Genomic DNA, 21,818 nt, shown 5'->3' on the forward strand with positions numbered 1-21,818 from the left:
TGCAGGAATTTTGGTGTTTTGAGCAGGTTAGCTCTGACATTGTTGCATTTGGCGCAGGATTTCTGCATAGGCCGCTTATATTGGGCAGCATTGTTGCATTTCTTGCAGGAAATTTCAATATTTGTTACTGGCTGCGGCGTATTGAGCCTGCGTACCTTCGCGCCAGACCACTATGTTCGGTTTAATACGAAAATAAAAGTCGGGATGCGACTGATGCACCCGACTTATTTTCATTCCTGGGGGTGACAAGGCCTCTGTCTTGTCATGCCTGTTTTTCGCATACATTCGCCCCGCGCCCCTCCAATCCAAAAAAAGCCTCCCCCGCGACCACGGGGAAGGCTCACCAAATCTCTACCTCTGCATGAATCCCTTGCTAAGCAGGAATTCCTTCATGTGCAGCCGGGCAGGCTGAGCCAGCCGGCCGGCCATCATCTCCGACCAGGAGGCTGCGCTCTGACCGCCGGTACGCTCGCGCATATAGTCGCTGGAGATGGTGTCGTACACGCGGGCCTGTTCCACTGCGGCTTCGGCATTGTAGCCGTTATGATGCAGCACCGCTGCCTGCGGCAGGCGCGGGCGGATGCCGTTCACGGCGGCCGGATACCCGAGGCACATGCCGAAGACCGGATAGACCAGCTCTGGCAGGCCGAGCAGCTCAGATACAGCGGCGATCTCATTGCGGATGCCGCCGATGTAGACAATGCCAAGGCCGAACGATTCTGCGGCAACGGCAGCATTCTGCGCGGCTAGCGCCACATCGACAGTCGCTACAATCAGATTCTCGGCCGTGTCCTCATAGGACGGCTTCCCCTCCAAATGCGGAGCAGACGCTTCCCGCAGCCGGTACAGATCCGCACACCAGACCAGAAAGACCGGGCACTGCTCGATGTACGCCTGATTGCCGGATAAGGCAGATAACTGGGATTTCAGTGCTGGCTCCGTTACAGCAATTACTGTGTACGCCTGGACATTGCTGGAGGTCGAAGCCATCTGCCCCGCTCCAATCACTGCTGCCAGCAGTTCGTCACTGACCGGCTTGTCCTGGTACTGGCGGACAGAGGTATGACGGTTCAACAGCTCAATGGTTTCATTCGTGGGTTTCATTATCGTTCCGCCTTTCTTCACTCCTATATAAGCCTATTATGATCCCATTTCGCGGCTCAGACAACAAGGGGGGGGCTTACTTCCAGCCTATTCCAGCCTATTCCAGCCTCTTCCAGCCTCTTCCAGCCTCTTCCAGCCTCTTCCTCCCTCTTCCGCCTCTTCCTCCCTCTTTCGCCTCTACGGCCTCTACCACCCGCTCCCCCGCTTCACCTCCTGGACAATCGCCCGGATTCCCTCATCAATCTGCGTAAGCCCCGCCCGGGAAATACTGATGCGCAGGAATTTGTCCCGGGTCTGGTAACCCGGCAGATAGAAGCCGTTCCCCGGCACCACGTGGATCTTCCGCCCGGCCAGGCGCTTGACCAGACGCTCCAGGTTGACGGTGAGCGGCAGCTTGAACTGGATATAGATGCCGGAGCTGTCCGCAGAGGCTTCGATGAAGCCGTCTGTATTATGCCGCCCAAGCGCTTCGTATACCGCGCGGATTTTTTTGGCGTACATAGCTTTGATCTTGTGCCTGTGATGCCCGTACATCCCGTTCTTGATGTATACCTCAAGCGCAGCCTGCGACAGCAGCGAGGTATCGGTGTAGCCTTTATAGGAGCGGAAGGTCTCCAGCAGCGGCTGCGGCACCACCACCGCACCGAGCCGGAGGCCCGGGAAGATGATTTTGGAGAAGCTTTTGAGATAAATGACATGGGAAGTCTGGTCATACGCATAGATCGGGTCATAACGCCGTCCGATCCCCAGATCCGCCATATAATCATCCTCGGCGATATAGACATTGTACCTTGCTGCCAGTCCGGCAATGGCCTTGCGTTCCTCGGTGCTGTACGTTGTCCCAAGCGGATTGTGATATCTGGGCATAGTGTAAAAGAATTTGAATCTGCCACTTGCGAACCGCTCCTCCAGCTCCTGCAGGTTAATGCCCGCCGCCGAACGCCCAATTCCGCTCACCGGCAGCCCCTCAGCCTCCAAATACCGCAGATAGATATCATACCCAGGCTGTTCCACCAGAATCTCCGTCCTGCCGCTGGGAAAAGGCATTCTGGCCAGTATCTCCAGCGCCTGCTGTATCCCGGAGGTAATCAGGATCGACTCCGCCTTGGCGAACACCTGATATTCTGCAAGATGCGACACCAGGGTGCGGCGCAGTGTCTCCAGCCCCAGCGCATCGCCATAGGTGAACAGATGGTATTTGTACTGGTCAATCGCTTTATTGAGGCAATGCTGGAAGTCCAGGTACGGAAACACGTTCAGATCCGGCGAAGCCGAAGCAAAATCAACCGTCCCTTCGCTCCCCGACGCTGCCGAATCGTCACTCTTGTCCACCATGTAATAGCCGCTCTGCGGAATAGAGTAGATCGTATGCGTCCGCTCCAGCTCCCCGTAAGCCTTCAGAATGGTACTGACGCTGCAGCCGTAGATTTCTGAAGCACTGCGCACAGACGGTAGCTTATCCCCGGGGCGGTACTGCCCTTCCTTCATCTGCCGCTCAAGCTCTGTAATCACCTGATGATACTTGTTCATCGCCCGCCTCCGTTCGCCATCATTACCATGCTATGCCTTGTATTCTATCCTATTATTCTTCCCTTATTATATAGGGATCGCTGCAAACTGTACCGGTACAGTTAAGGAAACCTTGTATTGTTGGTGTACGCCTTTTCCTTTAATTTTAAAGTAATAGATCGAATGTTTACAGCATCCAATCTTCACTAACCTACAAGGAGATGTACCCATGCACAAACAAGGACTCAAGCTGGCCTACAGCTTCGCCGTACTCAATGCGGTCATTATCGGCTTTTCCTTCCTGTTCACCAAAGTGGCTCTCGTTCATGCCGGACCGCTCGACACGCTGACCTTCCGGTTCGCTGCCTCTTTTGCCGTGATGTCGGTTCCGGTCGCCCTCGGCTGGGTCAAGGTTTCCTACCGGGGCAAGCCGATTGGCCGGGCCCTGCTGCTCGCCGCGATGTATCCGCTCGGCTTCTTCACCCTGCAGGTCTTCGGACTTCAGCGTGCCACCTCAGCCGAGGGAGGCATCCTCTATTCGTTCACTCCAGTGGTGACGATGATCATCGCCGGGGTTGTCCTGAAGGAGAAGACCACCCTGCTGCAAAAGCTGTGCATCTTCCTCTCGGTATTCGGCGTGGTATTCATCTTCGTCATGAAGGGAAGCGGCATTCAGCTGTCTAATATGACCGGGATTGTGCTGCTGTTTATGACTTGTCTCGCTTTTGCCGGGTACAGTGTGCTGGCCCGCTCCCTCTCCAGCCACTTCAGCCCCGCTGAGCTCAGCTACCTGATGATGGGGGTCGGCTTCGCCACCTTCCTGATCATCTCGCTTACCGGACATACAGTCAGCGGGACGCTTGGGGATTTCCTGAATCCGCTGGGAAGCGCAACGTTTGTCCTGTCCGCCGTATATCTTGGGGTCGTCGCCTCGCTGGTCACAACCCTGACTTCAACCTATATTTTATCCAAAATCGAGGCCTCACTCATGAGCGTCTTCACTAATCTGTCCACCATCGTATCCATTGCCGCCGGAGCAATCTTCCTGGGTGAGCAGATCACGGTCTATCACTGGATCGGATCCTTCCTGATCATCGCCGGGGTCATTGGCACGAACCTGCTGGGCCGGAAAAAGACCGCTGCGGCTTCCGCAGCAGCCAGCGAATAGAGCAGCTTAGACTTCATTCGCCTATCCATTCAGCTTCTTCGATAACAAGTGGAAACGGCTTTGCCGTCCTTTTAAAGGACGGTACCGTTTCAGCGAGAAATAGAAGGATAATTTATAGAGTAAAACATATAAATTCTTATATTTAAATAAAGAATCGCCGGCAGATGCTCGCCGGCGATTCTTTGAGTTGCGGCCTTCCGCCCCCCCGGATGATTCCGGCTGCGGCAGACCGCATGATTCTTACAGCTTGACGCGCTGTAAACGCAGCGCGTTCAGTACAACCGACACCGAGCTGAAGGCCATCGCAGCTCCGGCCAGCCAGGGTGCCAGGAAGCCCAGTGCCGCAATCGGGATTCCGACCGTATTGTAGGCCAGCGCCCAGAACAGATTCTGCCTGATGTTGCGCATAGTCTTGCGGCTCATCAGGATCGCATCCGGGATGCTCATCAGATCACCGCGCATAAGCGTAATATCCGCCGCCTCCATCGCCACATCCGTGCCGGTGCCGATCGCCATGCCTGTATCCGCGGTCGCCAGCGCCGGAGCATCGTTGATGCCGTCGCCGACCATAGCCACCTTGACCCCGCCGCTCTGGAGCCTGCGGATCTCTTCCGCCTTGCCCTCAGGCAGCACCTCCGCCAGAACCGTGCGGATGCCCGCCTGATCCGCAATCGCCTGGGCCGTAATCTTGTTGTCTCCAGTAATCATGACAACGTCGATGCCCATGGCATGCAGCCGGGATACCGCCTCACGGGAGGTCTCCTTGATGGTGTCAGCCACGGCAATCACTCCCGCTACCGCATCATCGACGGCTACCAGCATCGCTGTTTTGCCTTCCTGCTCCAGCTTGGTCATGATCCCTGTCCACGGCCCGATATCCAGCCCGTTCTCCACCATCATCCGCCGTGTGCCTACGCTTACCTTCTGGCCGTCCACTACCGCCGACACCCCGCGCCCCGGTACCGCCTCGAACTGGCCCGCAGGCGGCAGGTCGATTCCTCTGCCCTGTGCTCCGGCCACAATGGCCTCCGCCAGCGGATGCTCCGAGAGCTTCTCCGCAGCCGCTGTAATGGCCAGCAGCCGGTTCTCGCCAAGCACCCGGCCTTGTGCAGCTATTGCTGTAGTCGCTACAATATCGGTCAGCACCGGCTTGCCGTTGGTCACGGTCCCGGTCTTATCCACAACCACTACCTTCACGCCCTGCGCAGCTTCCAGATGCTCCCCGCCCTTGAACAGAATGCCGAACTCGGCAGCCCGCCCGGACCCGGCCATAATCGAGGTTGGCGTCGCCAGTCCCAGTGCGCATGGACAGGCGATGACAAGCACCGCAATGGCTTTTTCCAAGGCCTCCGCGAACTGACCGGGCGCTCCCCAGATATACCAGACACCAAACGTTACGGCAGCAATACCGACCACAATCGGCACGAAGATCCCAGAGATGACATCGGCAACCCGCTGAATGGGCGCCTTCGAGCCCTGCGCTTCCTCCACGACTCTGATGATCTGTGCCAGCGCCGTATCGCGGCCGACCTTGCGGGCTTTGACCCGCAGCATTCCGTTCTTGTTGAGCGTGGCTCCGATAACGGAATCCCCCGGCTTTTTCTCTACCGGCATACTCTCGCCCGTGAGCATAGATTCATCGACGGAGGATAGCCCCTCTACGACTTCACCGTCTACAGGCACCTTCGTGCCGGGCTTCACCAGCACAATATCGCCGATCACTACATCCTCGACGGGAATACTCAGCTCTGCACCGTCCCGCAGCACCAGCGCAGTCTTGGCCTGCAGCCCCATCAGGCTGCGGATCGCATCTGATGAACGCCCTTTGGCCAGCGCCTCAAACCATTTGCCCACCAGAATCAGCGTGATCAGCACCGCGCTGGTCTCGAAGTACAGCTCCACGGTATGGTTCATCCCGCTCATTTTCAGGGAATCGATCGTCAGGTATAGGCTGTAAAAATAAGCCGCAGAGGTGCCCAGCACCACCAGCACATCCATGTTGGCACTGCCGTTCTTCAGCGCCTTATAGGCGCTGATATAGAACTGCCAGCCGATCACGAACTGAACCGGGGTCGCCAGCACAAGCTGGAACCAGGGATTCATGAATAGCTCAGGCGTCCAGATCCAGGTTGTGAACGAGAAGTGACCTGCCATTGCCCAGAGCAGCGGTAGGGACAACAACGCGGAGAGCATCCACTTATTCCGCTTGCGTGTAATCTCTTCGCTGCGCTGCTCCGCGATATCCTTCCGGTCCTGCTTAAGTGCGGCCTTATAGCCGATGCTGCTCACCTTATCCATAATCTCGGCTGTGCTGACATTGCCCGGCGAATATTCCACATGCGCAGTCTCCAGCGCCAGGTTCACATTGACGGCCGCGATCCCCGGCATCCGTCCCAGCACCTTCTCAATGCGCGCCGAGCAGGCGGCACAGGTCATCCCGGTAATATCGAAATCCGCCGACTCTTTCAGCGTATCGTAGCCAAGGGAGCGGATCTTCTCCTCGATCTGCGGCACATCCGCAACGGCCGGATCGAAGCCCACCGTAGCCTGCTCCAGCGCCAGATTGACATTCGCCCGGGATACCCCCTCCATGCGAGACAAGCCCTTCTCGATCCGCGCCGCACAGGCGGAGCAGGTCATGCCGGTAATCTGCAGGGTAGCCTGCTGTTCCGGGGCTTCAGCACTCTTTTCCATCATCATGCACCTCCGCATACCCCCAAGGGGTATATTTATTTTGAAAAGAAAAGGCATTGGCGCCCGGCCCTGTACCCCAGGGTTCCCTGCTCCAAGCCCTTATACTACAACCCTTAGCTTACACTACGTCGTAGCCCTGATCTTCAATAGCAGCCTTGATCTTATCCAGGCTTACCGTATTCTCATCGAATTCAACCGCCACCGTCTTCGCCGGCAGATCCACCTTCGCCGCAGCGCCTACGCCGCTAACAGCCTTCTCTACAGCACTTACACAATGACCGCAGGACATTCCTTCAACATTCAGTGTTACATTCGACATTTGAATAACCTCCTAATTGTTGTTGATATACACATAATTTGTGTTCATATTCGACAGCCAGCTATATAGATTTTGATACGCGAGGAAGGGATGGCTGTGCTTGATTGCACTTTGTACAACAGATACCGGATAAATCAGCCTCCAAATCGAATCTATTGTATTTTGTACATTAGATTTTCAACTTTTAGGCACTTTAACCTTATTTCCCTGACTTCAATTGTACGGAATACAATAGAATAGGTGTTTGGATTGTTTAGCAGGAATTCTATTGCACTAAGTACAATCAGACCTTTGAGAACTTGAACTATTAAATCCCCTACAAAGATGATCTTCACAGTTCCATTTCTCCAGGCCCCACCTTTATTTCATCAGCTTGTTCACCGTAACCAACAGCTCGTCAATCACCTCATGCTCACCGGCTTCGATCCGTTCGATAATGCAGCTCTTCATATGGCCTTCAAGCAGCAGCTTGCCGACACTGTTCAGGGCCGCCTGCACCGCCGCCAGCTGATTCAGCACATCATCACAGTAGGTATCGCGTTCAATCATGCCTTTCACACCGCGGATCTGCCCTTCAATCCGGTTCAGCCGGGTCGTCAGCCCATTCTTGAATTCCGGGGAATGATGACTCTTGCGGTCGCCGGAAGCAGAAGAATGGCAGGCTTCGGCGCAATCTTGTCCGGCAGGGTCCTTCTCATTTGTAGACACAGGAATCAGCCTCCTTATGTACCAATATAATATACCCCCCATGGGTATGTCAAGACCTTAGCGGACAAGTGCCCTCCGCCCCTCCTTCAGATATTTTGCCCTATTGCAGCTGGAATAAAGGACCGGCCGATAAGGAATACCAAGTACATGCATGCAAGTTCCCAAGCAGATCCCAACCCGTCTGTCATCCTGAAAAAAACAATTGCCACCCTATTCAAATTTGAATATAATAAAATTCCATTGAATTTTAAACATAAAGGAGCTTAACATGCACACCAAAGAAAGTAATCTCAAGCTCGTCATTGTCGGACTGCTGCTGGGCATTCTGATGTCGGCCATGGATAATACCATTGTTGCCGCAGCTATGGGCACGATTGTGTCCGATCTTGGAGGACTGGATAAAATCGTCTGGGTCACCTCTGCTTATATGGTCATGGTTATGGCCGGCACCCCGATCTTCGGCAAATTGTCCGATATGTACGGGCGCAAGCGGTTTTTCATCTTCGGGCTTATCGTGTTCCTGATTGGCTCCGCCCTGTGCGGAACGTCGGCGAGCATTACCCAGCTCAGTATTTACCGTGCGATTCAAGGGATTGGCGGCGGTGCACTGATGCCGATTGCCTTCACGATTGTCTTCGACATCTTCCCGCCTGAGAAAAGAGGCAAGCTCACCGGACTCTTCGGCGCTGTCTTCGGGATCTCCAGTGTGATTGGGCCTCTGCTTGGTGCTTATATCACCGAATATATGAGCTGGCACTGGATTTTCTATATTAACCTGCCCATCGGGATTGTCTCGTTCTTCCTTATTATGACCTCCTACAAGGAATCCATATCACATTCCAAGCAGCGGATTGACTGGGGCGGCGCCTTCACCCTGGTGGCGGGGATTATCTGCCTGATGTTCGCCCTGGAGCTTGGCGGTAATCAGTATGCCTGGGACTCTGCGGTCATTCTCGGACTGTTCGCTGCGTTCGCCGTGCTTCTGATCGCCTTCATTGTCATTGAAAAATTCGCGGCAGAGCCGGTCATCTCCTTCGCCATGTTCCGGGGGCGCCTGTTCGCAACCAGCAGTATCCTGGGGCTGTTCTATGGTTCGGCATTCATCGTAGCAACGGTATATATCCCGATCTACGTCCAGGGGGTATACGGGGGCTCGGCCACCAACTCCGGCCTGATTCTGATGCCGATGATGATCGGTACCGTAATCGGCAGCCAGTCCGGCGGCCTGCTTACCACCAAAACGAGCTTCCGCAACATCATGCTGCTGTCAGCAGTCTGCTTCGTAGGCGGGATCTACTCCCTCAGCACATTGACCCCGGAGACCTCCCGGATGGCGCTTAATGCCTTCATGGCCCTGACCGGCTTCGGAGTCGGCTTCTCCTTCTCCGTGCTCAGCCTGTCTTCGATCCAGCATTTCGACATGCGCCAGCGCGGCTCGGCAACGTCCACCAGTACCTTCATGCGCTCGCTCGGGATGACGCTGGGGATAACGATCTTCGGCATCATCCAGCGTAACCGCTTCGCCTCCGAGCTTAGTACAGCCTTCGGAGACAGCGGCCAGGCCGCTTCCTTCGGCGACCCGCGTTCCGCGTTGACGCCCGAGGCCAGAGCGCAGATTCCGCCGCCTGTCCTGGAGAAGATTACGAATTCACTGTCTTCGTCGATCTCGCATACCTTCTTGTGGGCCATCGTTCCGGCGGTGCTTACGGTGGTCTTCGTCCTGCTGATGCCGAAGGACCGTCTGCTGCCGCAGGGCAGCCAGCACGGTGCAAATCAAGGTCAGCGGTAAGCCCATGCCGATGAAGCTGCTGATTCTGGGACTCCTGCTGGAGCGGGATATGCATCCCTACGAGATTACCCTGGTCATGAAGGAACGCTCCATGGATCAAGTCATCAAGCTGCAGACCGGTTCCTTATATTATGCCGTTGACAAGCTGGCTGCAGGCGGCCATATCGAGGCGGTGGAGATCATTCACAGCCCGGACCGGCCGGATAAGACCATCTATCGCATTACGGATAAAGGCAAAGAATTGATGGAGCAGCTCATTCTCCAGCAGATTAAAAAAAGTGATCCGCCGTATCATCCGCTGTACATGGCCCTGGCCCTTGCGCGTCATATCGACCAGGGCAAGGTGGCGAAGCTGCTGGAGGAACGCATCCGGGAGGCGGAGCATCAGGTGAATTATGCCTATCAAGTATACGAGGAGCATATCTCCATCGTGCCCCGCTCGGTGCTGCATATGATGTACGGCAGATATGAGCATAGCCAGACCGAGCTGAAATGGCTGAAGCGCCTGTATGAGGATGTAGCCGTCCGCAAAATGAATGATATCGGCAGACCGATTATCGCAGACTAAAAGAAGTAGATAGCCGATGTGATTGTTTAGCGAAGACCGTATGTGTTTATTAGCAAGTGGAAACGGCTTTGCCGACCTTTTAAAGGGCGGTACCGTTTCAGCGAGAAATAGAAGGATAAGTTATCGTGTGCAACATATAAATTCTTATATTTGGAGCAAACCGCTGGCGAGCGGCTTGGGCATCCGGCTGTACTACAGTTTGTATTCGTGCGGTGTGCCGGCCCCGCCCTGGCGGATACTCTGGAAAGGGAAGTGAAGCCGCTATGAACGATGACAAAAAGCCGATCAGAGACGAGCGTGACCACCCGGAGCAATACCCTACAGACAAGCCCAGCCTGTTCGATGTAGATGAGAGCGAGCAGCATGTGGACCCGATACCGGTAGAGGACCTGACACTTGAGAAAGAGGAAGAGAAGGATAAAGAGACCACAAAACACCGCTCCTCCAGTGACAAGAGATACCACACCGGGTTCTAAAGATGTATGCTTTTCCGGTAGTATCATCGGAGCATTTACAAGCTTAATCGTATGGAGGGATCACATTGCTGAGAGCGTTACCCCTTAACCGGCGCGGCATACCTGCCAGCCGTATCGCCCTGGGCTGCATGGGGCTGGGCGGCGGCTGGGACCGTGAACCGGTCACCGCTGAGAATGTGAAGCAGGGACACGAGGCGCTGGATGCGGCGCTGTCTATAGGTATTAATTTTTTTGACCATGCGGATATCTATACCCGGGGCAAGGCGGAGAAGGTGTTCGGGCAGATCTTCAAGGAGCGGCCGGGGCTGCGCGGGGACATCCTGCTCCAGTCGAAATGCGGCATCAAGCTGATGGAGCCAGGCGATATCTCCAATAGCTTCGACCTCTCCAGGGAGCACATTCTGTCCAGCTTCGATGGAACTCTCGCACGGCTGGGCACAGAGTATATTGATATTCTGCTGCTACACCGCCCCGACCCGTTAATGGACCCTGAAGAGGTGGCGGAAGCACTCCATCAGCTCAAGGCCTCCGGCAAGGTGCGCCACTTCGGCGTCTCCAACATGAGCGCCGCCCAGATCCAGCTGTTACAGACTTATTGCGACGAGCCGTTCATTGTCAACCAGCTGCATATGAGCCTGTCCCGGATCAGCTGGGTCGACGCCGTACTCAGCGTGAACCGCGACCCGTGGAAGGACATTACATTCCCGGAGGGCACCATGGAGTATTGCCGCGCCGGGAACATCCAGCTCCAGGCCTGGGGCCCCCTGGCCCAGGGACTCTTCAGCGGACGGCCGCTTGAAGGCCAGCCGGAGAATGTTGTGAATACAGCAGCCATGGTACAGAGACTTGCTAACGAGAAGGGCACAACGTCCGAGGCTATCGTGCTGGCTTGGCTAATGACGCATCCCGCAGCCATCCAGCCCATCATTGGCACCGTGAATCCACAGCGGATCGCCGCCTGTGCAGGCGCAGACCAGCTGGAGCTGTCACGCAAGGAATGGTATGAGCTGTACGTCACCTCGCGCGGGGAGAAGCTTCCCTAAGCTTGGATTTTACTGGAAATTACATGATTGAACAGGTTCAGATTCAGCGAAACCGGACATTTTTATAAAATAGCGGAGAGGTACTGTCCTTGTATGGACAGTACCTTCTTTGTGGCGAAATACGCTAACCCTGTCGTTTAGCCAACTGGTGCAGCATCCGAATTGTGATCGGTTTTTCGCACACATTGGGCCCACACGCCTCCCGCTGACCGATTGTGTTCGGTTTTTCACCTACATTGGGCCCACGCGCCTCCCGCTGACCGATTGTGTTCGGTTTTTCGCATACATTGAGTCCAATTACTTTCCTCATTCCCGTTCGCCGCCCACTTTCGCCCCATTCAGGGGCACTAATGCCCCTCATTCCCGCTCGCCGCCTACTTTCGCCCCATTCAGGGGCACTAATGCCCCTCATTCCCGTTCGCCGCCTACTTTCGCCCCATTCAGGGGCACTAATGCCCCTCATTCCCGTTCGCCGCCCACTTTTGCCCCATTCAGGGGCACTTATGCCCCTCATTTCCACCTCCCGCCCACTATCAGCGGATAACTCCTATGCACTTTACCTCCCCCTCGTCTCCCCCTCACCTTTCTCCGCTCCCACCAGCCACGCCCGCCTACCGTTCTTTATAAAGAACATTTGTGAAAAACAGCGAGATCGTCAGATAAATCGAGATATCTCATACATTTCGTACTTTATTGCGAACATTCCGCTGAAAATAACATTTTTCTTTTCTGAGCAGCACAGTGTATGATTTGCTTACGATATCGTTCTTTATTAAGAACGAATATAACGAATTTTTCATTAGTAACTCGAGAGGGGCTTAGCTATGTACCCCAGATCTGCCAAGCGGCGCAAACGGAAAACCAGGAAGCTCGGCCTGCGGATTCTGCAATCGGGTATGGCCGTATCTGTGCTCCTGATGTACACCTCAGGCCAGATCGGCAGCACCTATGGAGAGTTCAACACCTCCCAGGAACAGATCAGCTCCATCGGGCTGTGTTCAGTTTTCCCGGGTCAGATTGAGCAGTTGTTGTCGGAATTCAGCGGGCATCTAAACACCGTCATAGAGCTGAAAGCTTCCCTTGGCAGCCACAGCATCAGCGGAGTGTATAACACCTCAGTCGCTGCCGGAGAGCTGTCGCTTGCAGAGCTGGATCAGGCTGCGGACGAACTCTCGTCCGAGCTCACTCAAGCTGGCAGCGAGATCGACCTGCTGGAGAAGCAGCTGAGCTTCAATGGGATGGTCTGGCAACACATTCTGCAGGAAATTGGCAATGCAGCGGCCATTCTGCACAAGCTTGGAGGATATATGGAGAACCTCGATCCTAACTGTCTGGAAATCCGTGATGCCCAGTTCTTCGACCAGATTCAAGAGAGCCTTCATCAAAGCGGGATTCTGTCGGAATCGCTGGCAGAGACGTTAAGCGGAATTGTGCAGTATCTTGGCTCGATTCATGATATCGGCGGATCCTTGCCCACCGGCAATCCGGACCGCGTCTTGCTCCGGCAGGATGACTACAGCTTCCCTGCTGAAGAGCCTATCCTCTCATTCGTAACCAGCGCCTACCAAGCAGATTCGCAGGTATCCCCCGCGCTGCTGGCCACGTATGAGCAGTTGAATACCGAATTAACGGCGTCCAAGGATACCCTGTTCTCCACAATCCATACCTTACAGGAGCGGCTCACAGAAATCGCTGAAGCCAAAACAACCCTTGAGGACAAAGCGAAGGCACAGCAAGAGGAAGAGGAACGCCTGGCGCTTGAAAAGGCCGATAAAGCCAGAGCGGAGGAAGCCCAGCGGCTCGCCATAGAGAAGCAGAAGGCTGCTGACGAAGCGCTGAAGCTGGAGCATGAACAAGCACAGAACCAGCCGGCCGCAACCAGTCTTCCTGACAAAAGCCAGCCGGGAGAGGAGCCTGCTCCCGCAGCGCCTGTAGAGGACAATCCAGTCCCCACAGCTTCAGCAGCAGCAGAGGTTATTCCCACTGCCACTCCGGCGACTGAGATTGTTTTACCGGAAGCAACTCCAGATCCATTACCCGGCAGCGTAATTCCAGGCACTGTAATGGACGGCGCGCAGCCTGCTCCTACAGCTACACCGGCTCCACAATCTGAACCCAGCAAAGGCGGCGAATAAGATGCGCATCCGAAAAATAGTCAATACGATAATTTCCACTCTGATTCTTATAGTGTTCCTGGTGCTAATCACAGCCGTTGTCATCTCCAAAGCCTCCGGCGGCGAGCCCTCCTTCTTCGGCTACCAGATCAAGACGGTATTATCCGGCTCCATGGAGCCCGGCATCCAGACCGGTTCCATTGTGGCCATTAAGCCGGGCGGGGACATGACCCGGTTCCAGAAGGGCGATGTGATCACTTTTCTGAATCCCGATAATATCCTGATTACCCACCGCGTGGTCGCTGCCGAGCTGAACAGTGCTCTGGGGGAAGCCAGCTACACCACCAAGGGCGACAATAATGATTCAGCCGACACCGCAGCCGTCAGTTCCACGAATGTGGTAGGTGAGTACACCGGCGTGACCGTCCCCTATGTGGGCTATGCCATGAGCTTCGCAGTCTCCAAAGCCGGAAGCGTAGTGCTGATGATTATTCCCGGACTGCTCCTGCTTCTCTACGCGCTGTATTCTTCCTGGAAGGCCGTTGCGGCACTGGAAAAGAAGAATGCCCCGTCATCCGCAGCCAGCAGCGGCGGGCCGGATACTCTGACTGATCTCGTACAATGATCAATTGTCCTCTCCCGTTTACGAAACGCGGAGCCACAATACAGCTTGCCGGAAGCACCGGCTATGCACAAAGCAGACTCATAAGAGAGGGATGAACAAATGAACGTCAAAAAAACATTAGGTCTCGGCGTTGTATCGGCAGCATTAGGCTTAACCCTGGTCGGCGGAGGCACCTTCGCTTACTTCAGCAGCACTTCTACTTCCTCAGCTTCTTTTAACAACGGAACCCTATCATTACAATCTGATCCCTCCGTCATTGTTAATCTCAGCAATCTCAAGCCGGGCGATACCGTCTTACGGGACTTCAAGCTCAAAAATGACGGGACGCTCAATATTCCCAAAGTGGTACTGCGCACCTCATCGGCCATTACAGACGCCCAGGGAGACAACGGCTCCCATAATTTCAAGGATGATATTATTGTGACCTTCCTCGTGAACAAGGATAAGAAGGAATCGCCGCTCCTGGTCATCTCGCTGGCCGATCTGGAGCAGGAGAGTCCCGATCTGGTGGCCCGGGGAATTCTCGGAGCGATCTTAGGCGGAGAGAAGTCCGGCATCAAAGCCGGCACCTCGGATAACCTGACCATCCAGTTCGCCTTCAAGGAGACCCTCCAGCCGCAGAACTATTATCAGGGCGACACGCTTGCACTGACTCTGAATTTTGAAGCCAACCAGGAAAAAGGCACGCTCAAATAATTCCACAAAAACAAACCATTCGAGGAGGAAATAAATAATGGGTATCAAAAAAACATTGGGTCTTGGCGTAGCATCGGCAGCACTGGGCTTGTCTTTAATCGGCGGGGGCACCTTCGCTTACTTCAGCTCCACAGCTACCAGCACGGCAACCTTCGCAGCGGGTACGCTGAAGCTCGGCTCTTCCTTCAATACTCCGGTAGCGCTGACGAATCTGAAGCCGGGAGACTACACCGTCCGCACCTTCACCTTGTCCAATGACGGCACACTGGATATCAAATTCCTCAAGCTTGCCACCACTTACACCGTGACCGATGCCAAGGGCGATAACGCGGGCCAGGATCTCGGAGACCACTTCAAGGTCAAGCTCCTGGATAATACGTACACCGGCGGTTCACTAAGCGGTCATGTGCTGTCCGAGATCTCCCTGAAGGATCTAAAAAACACCCCCAGCTACGATCTCGTAGCAGCAGGTGTACTGCCAGGAGGGATTGCCGCCGCCGGGTCCAAGACCTTCAAGATCGCCTTCGAATTCGTAGACAACACGCTCGATCAGAACATTTTCCAGGGTGACGGCTTAGCTCTGAACTGGACCTTCGATGCTCTTCAAGGAGTGGGAGAAGCCAAGTAGATCAGGGGCCAGCCTATACAAGTGAAAATGGCTTTGCCGTCCTTTTATTAGGAAGGCAGCTTTCAGCAATCCATCAAGACGGCATATCCTCCCCCATCCGGGCCGGGTATGCCGTTTCTTTTTCCCCGCTGCCGGGTTCAAGGATTTTTGTCCGTTTTGCGGATTTTTGTTATACTGACAAGAGAAAACGGCTTTGCCGGCCTTTGAACGGGCGGTACCGTTTCAACGAGAAAGATAAGGAGAATGTATAGCGCGAAGCATATCACTTCTTATTTTTCACCAAAAAAAGTACGGAGGGCGTTGTAATCGTGTCAGATACTATGGGAAGCCGCATCCACAAACTCCGGCTGGAGAAGGGCTATTCGTTATCCGAGCTTGCCGATAAGGCTGATGTGGCGAAATCATACCTCAGTAATGTGGAACGGAACATTCAATCCAACCCCTCCATTCAATTCATCGAAAAAATCGCTGACGCGCTTCAGGTATCCATTCATGCACTGTTGTATGGCGGACTGGCAGAGACGGAAGAACAGGCTCTGGACGGGGAATGGTTCCGGCTTGTTCAGGAGGCCATGGCCTCCGGTATAAGCAAACGCGAATTCAAGGAATTCCTCGATTACCAGAAATGGCGCATGGAACAAAAGGACAACTAGACGAGCATTATATGCCACAGGGAAGACTCCGCACGGCAGGGAGGCCGCCTTCGGCGAAGGCAGCCTTTCAAGCGGCATACAGAAAAGGCACAGCGTACCGGACGCTGTGCCTTTTCTGTATGTATCCGAACAATGATGACCGCCCTTACATCGCCTGGAGCGCCTTCTCACTTAGAAACCGGCGGATATCCTCCGCCGCGATCCCCGCCTGCTTGGCAGACATCAGCAAGTGCACCCATTCTAAATCCAGATCTACTGCCTGCAGCTCGTCATTCCCCTGGTTGGACATATCCAAGAAATCTCCTCCTAGAATTTTCGCGTCCCCAGGCAGTCCGGCCATCATAGTAGTATTGCTACTTTGTAGTATTTCTACTTTAGATCCGAGACTTTGTGCCCCTGTCTTTCGGCAGGTTTACCTTTTACTGGACCCTTTCCATCATGAAAGGATCTGGCAAGAATCGATGAAACCGTTCTCCGCAATAACATTATACAAGATCATGTGCGATTAGTGTGTCGTTTTCTGGAATTTTTTTATTAAAAAATGTGAGGAAACTTAGCTGAAATTGCCAGCGGCTTGTATAAATATTTCCAGTTCCAAGTTCAAACACTAGCTAATAGTTTAAATATACTAAAGGGAACCCCATCCGCCCCGCCTTACCGCACCACGCAACATCGTATAGAGACAATTACCCATTTGTATGGATGACGGACTGTTATATGAGTTTTTCTATTTATGATAGTTCCGTATGAATACTGTAATGAATCATGCCAAATTGCGAACGGATTGACCGAAAGTATGAATTGATTACCCCGCCGGAAAGTAGCACAATAGGATGAGAATGAAACCGCAAACATTTGCAGCTCCGCCAAGTGGCACACTGGATGCCTCGCGTGGAGTTTATCCGTTAGGAGGACCTATTCATGGCAGTCAAAGAGCCCTATAACGACACAGTATGGAGCAAATACTACGGCCCCAACCTGGGCTACATCCAAGAAAGATATGAGCAATTTGTCAAGGACCCCTCTTCTGTTGAACAGCATTACCGCGATCTCTTCACCGTATCCGGCCCCCCTCCACTGGCACCCGATGCCGAGAGGGCTCCAAGGCCTGCCGTATCAGCAGATGCCGAGTGGCTCAAGAAGGCTGTCAAGGCCTCGAAGCTGATCGCCAATATTCGAATATATGGCCATATGGCCGCAGACATTGACCCGCTGGAACGCAGCACGAACCCGATGGCCAAATGGCTGGAGCTGGAGACCTACGAGCTTACCCGCGAGGATCTTAATGCCCTGCCCGCTTCGCTGATCTGGGATAATGCCCCTGCGGATGTGCATACCGCGATGGATGCCGTCCACAGAATGCGCCAGGCCTATACACAGACCATTGCTTATGAATTCGGGCATGTGCATGATGAACGCGAGCTGCGCTGGCTCAACAGCCAGGCGGAATCGATGACCTCCCCTGCCCCGCTGAATAATACAGAACGCAAAGAGCTGCTGAAGCGGCTGGTTCAGGTGGAGCATTTCGAGACCTTCCTGCACAAGACCTTCGTCGGCCAAAAGCGCTTCAGCCTGGAGGGCAATGATGCCCTTGTGCCGATGCTGGATGAGATTGTGCGGGCTGCCGCGCATGACGGCGCTGAGCATATCCTGATGGGTATGGCCCACCGCGGAAGACTTAATGTGCTGGCTCATATTCTGGGCAAGCCTTATGATATTATTTTCTCAGAGTTCCATCATTCGCCGAACAAAGAGCTGTTCCCTTCGGAAGGCTCCATGGGTGTGACCTACGGCTGGAGCGGTGATGTGAAGTACCATCTCGGGGCTGACCGTGCCGTCCGCGAAGGCGAGACCGTACGTACCCGGATCACGCTGGCCAATAACCCGAGCCATCTTGAATTCGTCAATCCTGTCGTCGAGGGCTTCACACGCGCCGCACAGGAAGAACGCAACGCTCCGGGACTGCCTAAGCTGAACACAAGCAAGGCTATGGCTGTGCTGATGCACGGCGATGCAGCCTTCCCTGGCGAAGGTATTGTCGCTGAGACGCTTAATATCGGCAAATTGCAGGGTTATCAGAATGGCGGTACCGTGCATATTATCGTCAATAACCGGATCGGCTTCACCACCGAGAGCGAGGATTCCCGCTCCACCCATTATGCCAGCGACCTGGCCAAAGGGTATGAGATTCCAATCGTGCATGTCAATGCCGATGACCCGGAAGCCTGCATTGCCGCAGTCCGTCTGGCCAGCGCTTACCGCCATATGTTCAAGAAGGACTTCCTGATTGATCTGATCGGCTACCGCCGCCACGGACATAATGAAATGGATGATCCCGAGACGACCCAGCCGATTGTGTACGGCAAAGTGCGGAACCACCCTACTGTGTACCGTGCTTATGCAGAACGCCTGGAGCGCGAGAAGGTAATCACAGCCGATGATCTTAAGAACATGATTGCCGAGGCGGAGAGCGTCCTCCAGCAGGCCTTCGATCAGATGAAGGAAGGCAAGCAGAAGAATGCGGAGTCCAAAACCGCCGTCGCGCTGGATAACAGCAGTCCCCAGCAGCGTCCGACAGCCTTCCCTCTGGCCGGTCTGCAGGAAATTAACCGCGAGCTGCTGCGCGTACCGGCGGGCTTCAAGGTCTATCCGAAGCTGGAACGGATTCTGCAGCGCCGCAAGGATGCGCTGAATGACGGAGAGCGGGTAGACTGGGCACTGGCAGAGACACTGGCCTTCGCTACCATCCTGAAGGATGGCACGCCGATCCGCCTCAGCGGACAGGATTCACAGCGCGGCACCTTCGCCCACCGCCATCTGGTGCTGCATGACAGCGAGAACGGCGAACTCTATTCTCCGCTGCATCAGCTGAGTGATTCCAGCGCTTCATTCGGCGTCTACAACAGTCCGCTGTCCGAGGCCTCTGTCCTCGGCTTCGAATATGGTTATAACGTGTTCGCACCGGAGACCTTCGTCATCTGGGAGGCTCAATATGGCGACTTCGCCAATGCCGCTCAGGTCATTATCGACCAGTTCATTTCCGCCGGCCGTGCCAAGTGGACGCAGCGCAGCAATCTGACGATCCTGCTGCCTCATGGCTATGAAGGCCAAGGACCAGAGCACTCCAGCGGCCGAATGGAACGGTTCCTCCAGCTCTCCGCCGAGGAGAACTGGACTGTAGCCAACCTGACCAGCGCTGCGCAGTATTTCCATCTGCTCCGCCGTCAGGCCGCGCTCTGCGGACAACCGGATGCCCGGCCGCTGGTGATCATGGCGCCGAAGAGCCTGATCCGTAACACGCGCAGCACCTCAGCCGGAGCGGATCTCGCTTCGGGCACCTTCCAGCCGGTTCTTCCCGAGCCGCTGCTCGGCAGTAAGCCGGAAGCCGTGAAGCGCCTCGTGGTATGCAGCGGCAAGGTGGCCATCGACCTGCAGACGGAGCTGGAGGCAACGCGCGGACAGGACTTCTCCTGGCTGCACATTTTGCGCATGGAACAGCTCTATCCTTTCCCGGAACGCGAGCTTGGCGCTCACCTTAGCAGCTTCAGCTCTCTGGAGGAGATCGTCTGGGTGCAGGAAGAACCGAAGAATATGGGCGGGTGGACGTATGCCGAATCCCGACTGCGCGCCATCGCACCGCAGAAGGTCACTGTCCAGTATATCGGCCGTCCGGACCGTTCCAGTCCGGCCAGCGGCTACGCAGATGTCCACAGCTTCGAGCAGCGGCGCATTGTCCGGGAAGCCCTGAAATTGAATGCTGCAGTGCAAGCAACTGTACCGTCTTCCTGAGCACAGCAAGGCGGTCATCCGATATCACGCACACCACTATATTTGGGGAGGTACGGCCTGTGTCCGAGATAAAAGTACCCGATTTGGGCGAATCGATTTCCGAAGGAACGATCTACAAATGGCTGGTTAAAGAAGGCGACACTGTCGGCCAGGGAGATGTGCTTGCCGAGCTTGAGACCGACAAGGTCAATCTCGAGATCAGTGCGGAGGAGGACGGCGTCATCTCCTCCATCCTGCGCCAGGCGGGCGAGAACGTTGCCGTAGGCGAAGCCATCGGCATCATCGGCAGCGCCGCCGGGGCAGGTGCTGCCAGCGGGGGCAAGCCTGCAGCAGATAATGCTCCCCAGAGCGGCAGCGCGCCCGCTGCTGCCGCAAGTGCCGCAGCGGCTGAACCGGCCGCTGCGGTAACGGCTCCAGCCGCCGCCGAAGGTGCGGCGGCAGGCACTGCGGCCCTGGCTTCGCCGGGGGCGCGCAAGCTGGCGCGGGAGCGGGGCATCGACCTCGGCGAGGTCAGTGCCCGCGACCCTATCGGCCGGATCGGTCAGGCCGATGTGGATGGTCATGGCGCAGCCGGGCCGCAGGCCGCTGCGCCAGCAGCTCCGGCGGCCGTGCGGCCGGAGCCGGCGAAGCCCGCGCCGCAGGCAGCGGGCAAGGCGCCGCATGCCGAGGACGGCAAAGCCACCGAGCGCAAGCGCATGTCGCGGCGGCGGCTGACGATTGCCAGCCGCCTGGTCGAAGCGCAGCAGACGGCCGCGATGCTGACCACCTTCAACGAGGTGGACATGACGGCCATTCTCGACATCCGCAAGCGCCGCAAGGATGCCTTCAAGGAGAAGCACGAGGTCGGACTCGGCTTCATGTCCTTCTTCACCAAGGCCGTCATCGGCGCGCTCAAGGCTTACCCGATGCTGAACGCCGAGATCGACGGGGAAGATCTCCTGCTGAAAAAATATTACGACATCGGCATTGCCGTAGCTGCCAAGGAAGGCCTGGTCGTACCCGTCGTCCGCGATGCCGACCGGCTTAGCTTCCCAGAGATCGAGCGGCGTATCGGCGAGCTGGCCTCCAAGGCGCGCGCCAATACGCTCAGCCTGCCGGAGCTTCAGGGCGGCACCTTCACCATCACGAACGGCGGAGTGTTCGGCTCCCTGCTGTCCACACCGATCCTCAATACCCCGCAGGTCGGCATTCTCGGCATGCACAAGATCCAGCTGCGCCCAATCGCGCTGGATGAGGAGCGTACGGTCAACCGTCCGATGATGTACATCGCTTTGTCCTACGATCACCGGATCGTGGACGGATCAGAAGCGGTCAGCTTCCTGGTCAGAGTCAAGGAATTGCTGGAGGACCCGGAATCCCTGCTGCTGGAAGGCTAAGCCCCCGGCCCATCGCTTCTCCAACCATTTAATTAACATAAAGGCACCCGTTAGAGCGTAACCCTACGCCCTCCCGGATGCCTTTTTGCTATATCCGCTGACTCTGACTCAGCCATACCCGCTCATACCACCATGCGCCTGTTCTCGGCAGCCCACGCACCTCCACCGCGCTAAATGTGGTCGGTTTTTCGACCACATTTAGCCGACGAAGCGCGTCCGGGCCAATTGTGATCGGTTTTTCGATTACATTTGGCCGACGCGACGCACCCAGTCCAATTGTGATCAGTTTTTCGATTACATTTGGCCGACGCGGCGCACCCTGTCCAATTGTAGTCGGTTTTTCGATTACATTTGGCCGACGCGGCGCACCCTGTCCAATTGTAGTCGGTTTTTCGATTACATTTGGCCGACGCGGCGCACCCAGTCCAATTGTGGTCGGTTTTTCGATTACATTTGGCCGACGCGGCGCACCCAGTCCAATTGTCTCCACAGCCCCCTAAAGAAGTTGGAGTCCTCCCCCACAAAAATGTAGACTAGATATAGGAGGAGGATGAACGGT

General features: G+C 55.4%; 18 protein-coding genes and 1 riboswitch. Of the genes, 12 read left to right on the top strand and 6 right to left on the bottom strand.

What is annotated here, in order from left to right; all coding sequences use genetic code 11:
- Nucleotides 1-351: 351 nt before the first annotated feature.
- Both nfsA and C173_RS31215 read right to left on the bottom strand, forming a co-directional pair.
- Entirely contained in the window at nt 352-1,104 is a 753-nt protein-coding gene (gene nfsA, locus C173_RS31210; RefSeq protein ID WP_036732839.1) for an oxygen-insensitive NADPH nitroreductase, read from the bottom strand.
- A gap of 186 nt (nt 1,105-1,290) precedes the next feature.
- A complete protein-coding gene (locus tag C173_RS31215) occupies nt 1,291-2,634 on the bottom strand; it encodes an aminotransferase-like domain-containing protein (RefSeq protein ID WP_036732841.1) in 1,344 nt (447 codons plus the stop codon).
- Nucleotides 2,635-2,842: 208 nt separating this feature from the next.
- On the opposite strand from C173_RS31215, the gene C173_RS31220 reads away from it, so the two are divergent.
- Nucleotides 2,843-3,781, top strand: a complete 939-nt coding sequence (locus C173_RS31220; RefSeq protein ID WP_036732842.1) for a DMT family transporter — start codon at nt 2,843-2,845, stop codon at nt 3,779-3,781.
- Between the two features lie 240 nt (nt 3,782-4,021).
- On the opposite strand, the gene C173_RS31225 is transcribed toward C173_RS31220, so the two are convergent.
- The 3 genes from C173_RS31225 to C173_RS31240 all read right to left on the bottom strand — a co-directional run bounded on the left by C173_RS31225 (nt 4,022) and on the right by C173_RS31240 (nt 7,502).
- The gene (locus C173_RS31225; protein ID WP_036732905.1) at nt 4,022-6,475 is read right to left on the bottom strand and encodes a heavy metal translocating P-type ATPase; all 2,454 of its coding nucleotides are present in this window, start codon (nt 6,473-6,475) and stop codon (nt 4,022-4,024) included.
- Between the two features lie 118 nt (nt 6,476-6,593).
- Nucleotides 6,594-6,794 carry a copper ion binding protein gene (locus C173_RS31230; RefSeq protein WP_036732845.1) on the bottom strand — a complete coding sequence of 67 codons (201 nt, stop codon included), beginning with the start codon at nt 6,792-6,794 and terminating at the stop codon, nt 6,594-6,596.
- A 360-nt stretch (nt 6,795-7,154) separates the two neighbouring features.
- Complete coding sequence (locus C173_RS31240) at nt 7,155-7,502, bottom strand: metal-sensitive transcriptional regulator (protein ID WP_036732850.1); 348 nt, start codon at nt 7,500-7,502, stop codon at nt 7,155-7,157.
- Between the two features lie 268 nt (nt 7,503-7,770).
- Between C173_RS31240 and C173_RS31245 the strand changes: the two genes are divergently transcribed.
- From C173_RS31245 to C173_RS31290, 9 genes are all read left to right on the top strand, one after another.
- Nucleotides 7,771-9,291: an MDR family MFS transporter gene (locus C173_RS31245; protein WP_036732853.1), complete on the top strand. Its 1,521-nt coding sequence runs from the start codon at nt 7,771-7,773 to the stop codon at nt 9,289-9,291.
- Nucleotides 9,269-9,859, top strand: a complete 591-nt coding sequence (locus C173_RS31250) for a PadR family transcriptional regulator (RefSeq protein WP_327196509.1) — start codon at nt 9,269-9,271, stop codon at nt 9,857-9,859. Before C173_RS31245 ends, C173_RS31250 begins: the two co-directional genes overlap by 23 nt.
- A gap of 263 nt (nt 9,860-10,122) precedes the next feature.
- A complete protein-coding gene (locus tag C173_RS31255) occupies nt 10,123-10,335 on the top strand; it encodes a hypothetical protein (protein ID WP_036732855.1) in 213 nt (70 codons plus the stop codon).
- A gap of 65 nt (nt 10,336-10,400) precedes the next feature.
- Nucleotides 10,401-11,378, top strand: coding sequence for an aldo/keto reductase (locus tag C173_RS31260; RefSeq protein ID WP_036732859.1), 978 nt, complete (start codon nt 10,401-10,403; stop codon nt 11,376-11,378).
- A gap of 824 nt (nt 11,379-12,202) precedes the next feature.
- The gene (locus tag C173_RS31270; RefSeq protein ID WP_036732864.1) at nt 12,203-13,513 is read left to right on the top strand and encodes a hypothetical protein; all 1,311 of its coding nucleotides are present in this window, start codon (nt 12,203-12,205) and stop codon (nt 13,511-13,513) included.
- Nucleotide 13,514: 1 nt separating this feature from the next.
- Complete coding sequence (gene sipW, locus C173_RS31275) at nt 13,515-14,117, top strand: signal peptidase I SipW (RefSeq protein ID WP_036732868.1); 603 nt, start codon at nt 13,515-13,517, stop codon at nt 14,115-14,117.
- Between the two features lie 99 nt (nt 14,118-14,216).
- Nucleotides 14,217-14,813: a TasA family protein gene (locus C173_RS31280; RefSeq protein ID WP_036732870.1), complete on the top strand. Its 597-nt coding sequence runs from the start codon at nt 14,217-14,219 to the stop codon at nt 14,811-14,813.
- 37 nt (nt 14,814-14,850) lie between these two features.
- Nucleotides 14,851-15,441 (top strand): TasA family protein, encoded by a 591-nt coding sequence (locus C173_RS31285; RefSeq protein WP_036732873.1) that lies wholly within the window; start codon nt 14,851-14,853, stop codon nt 15,439-15,441.
- Nucleotides 15,442-15,761: 320 nt separating this feature from the next.
- On the top strand, nt 15,762-16,094 hold the full coding sequence (locus C173_RS31290) for a helix-turn-helix domain-containing protein (RefSeq protein WP_036732876.1): 333 nt from the start codon (nt 15,762-15,764) through the stop codon (nt 16,092-16,094).
- Between the two features lie 145 nt (nt 16,095-16,239).
- On the opposite strand, the gene C173_RS34065 is transcribed toward C173_RS31290, so the two are convergent.
- Nucleotides 16,240-16,383: an anti-repressor SinI family protein gene (locus C173_RS34065; protein ID WP_143803895.1), complete on the bottom strand. Its 144-nt coding sequence runs from the start codon at nt 16,381-16,383 to the stop codon at nt 16,240-16,242.
- 34 nt (nt 16,384-16,417) lie between these two features.
- Nucleotides 16,418-16,521: riboswitch (cyclic di-GMP riboswitch) on the bottom strand.
- Between the two features lie 494 nt (nt 16,522-17,015).
- Between C173_RS34065 and C173_RS31295 the strand changes: the two genes are divergently transcribed.
- Together C173_RS31295 and odhB are read left to right on the top strand one after the other, a co-directional pair.
- Nucleotides 17,016-19,883, top strand: a complete 2,868-nt coding sequence (locus tag C173_RS31295) for a 2-oxoglutarate dehydrogenase E1 component (RefSeq protein ID WP_036732879.1) — start codon at nt 17,016-17,018, stop codon at nt 19,881-19,883.
- A gap of 59 nt (nt 19,884-19,942) precedes the next feature.
- Nucleotides 19,943-21,259, top strand: coding sequence for a 2-oxoglutarate dehydrogenase complex dihydrolipoyllysine-residue succinyltransferase (gene odhB / locus C173_RS31300; protein WP_036732882.1), 1,317 nt, complete (start codon nt 19,943-19,945; stop codon nt 21,257-21,259).
- The last annotated feature ends 559 nt before the right edge of the window (nt 21,260-21,818 follow it).

This window comes from Paenibacillus sp. FSL R7-277, from assembly GCF_000517965.1.
Lineage (GTDB): Bacteria > Bacillota > Bacilli > Paenibacillales > Paenibacillaceae > Paenibacillus_AQ > Paenibacillus_AQ silagei.

Excerpts from the sequence above, each read along its gene's own strand:
- nfsA (WP_036732839.1), bottom strand. The coding sequence starts at position 1,104 with ATGAAACCCACGAATGAAACCATTGAGCTGTTGAACCGTCATACCTCT.
- C173_RS31215 (WP_036732841.1), bottom strand. The coding sequence starts at position 2,634 with ATGAACAAGTATCATCAGGTGATTACAGAGCTTGAGCGGCAGATGAAG.
- C173_RS31220 (WP_036732842.1), top strand. The coding sequence starts at position 2,843 with ATGCACAAACAAGGACTCAAGCTGGCCTACAGCTTCGCCGTACTCAAT.
- C173_RS31225 (WP_036732905.1), bottom strand. The coding sequence starts at position 6,475 with ATGGAAAAGAGTGCTGAAGCCCCGGAACAGCAGGCTACCCTGCAGATT.
- C173_RS31230 (WP_036732845.1), bottom strand. The coding sequence starts at position 6,794 with ATGTCGAATGTAACACTGAATGTTGAAGGAATGTCCTGCGGTCATTGT.
- C173_RS31245 (WP_036732853.1), top strand. The coding sequence starts at position 7,771 with ATGCACACCAAAGAAAGTAATCTCAAGCTCGTCATTGTCGGACTGCTG.
- C173_RS31255 (WP_036732855.1), top strand. The coding sequence starts at position 10,123 with ATGAACGATGACAAAAAGCCGATCAGAGACGAGCGTGACCACCCGGAG.
- C173_RS31270 (WP_036732864.1), top strand. The coding sequence starts at position 12,203 with ATGTACCCCAGATCTGCCAAGCGGCGCAAACGGAAAACCAGGAAGCTC.
- sipW (WP_036732868.1), top strand. The coding sequence starts at position 13,515 with ATGCGCATCCGAAAAATAGTCAATACGATAATTTCCACTCTGATTCTT.
- C173_RS31280 (WP_036732870.1), top strand. The coding sequence starts at position 14,217 with ATGAACGTCAAAAAAACATTAGGTCTCGGCGTTGTATCGGCAGCATTA.
- C173_RS31285 (WP_036732873.1), top strand. The coding sequence starts at position 14,851 with ATGGGTATCAAAAAAACATTGGGTCTTGGCGTAGCATCGGCAGCACTG.
- C173_RS31290 (WP_036732876.1), top strand. The coding sequence starts at position 15,762 with ATGGGAAGCCGCATCCACAAACTCCGGCTGGAGAAGGGCTATTCGTTA.
- C173_RS34065 (WP_143803895.1), bottom strand. The coding sequence starts at position 16,383 with ATGTCCAACCAGGGGAATGACGAGCTGCAGGCAGTAGATCTGGATTTA.
- C173_RS31295 (WP_036732879.1), top strand. The coding sequence starts at position 17,016 with ATGGCAGTCAAAGAGCCCTATAACGACACAGTATGGAGCAAATACTAC.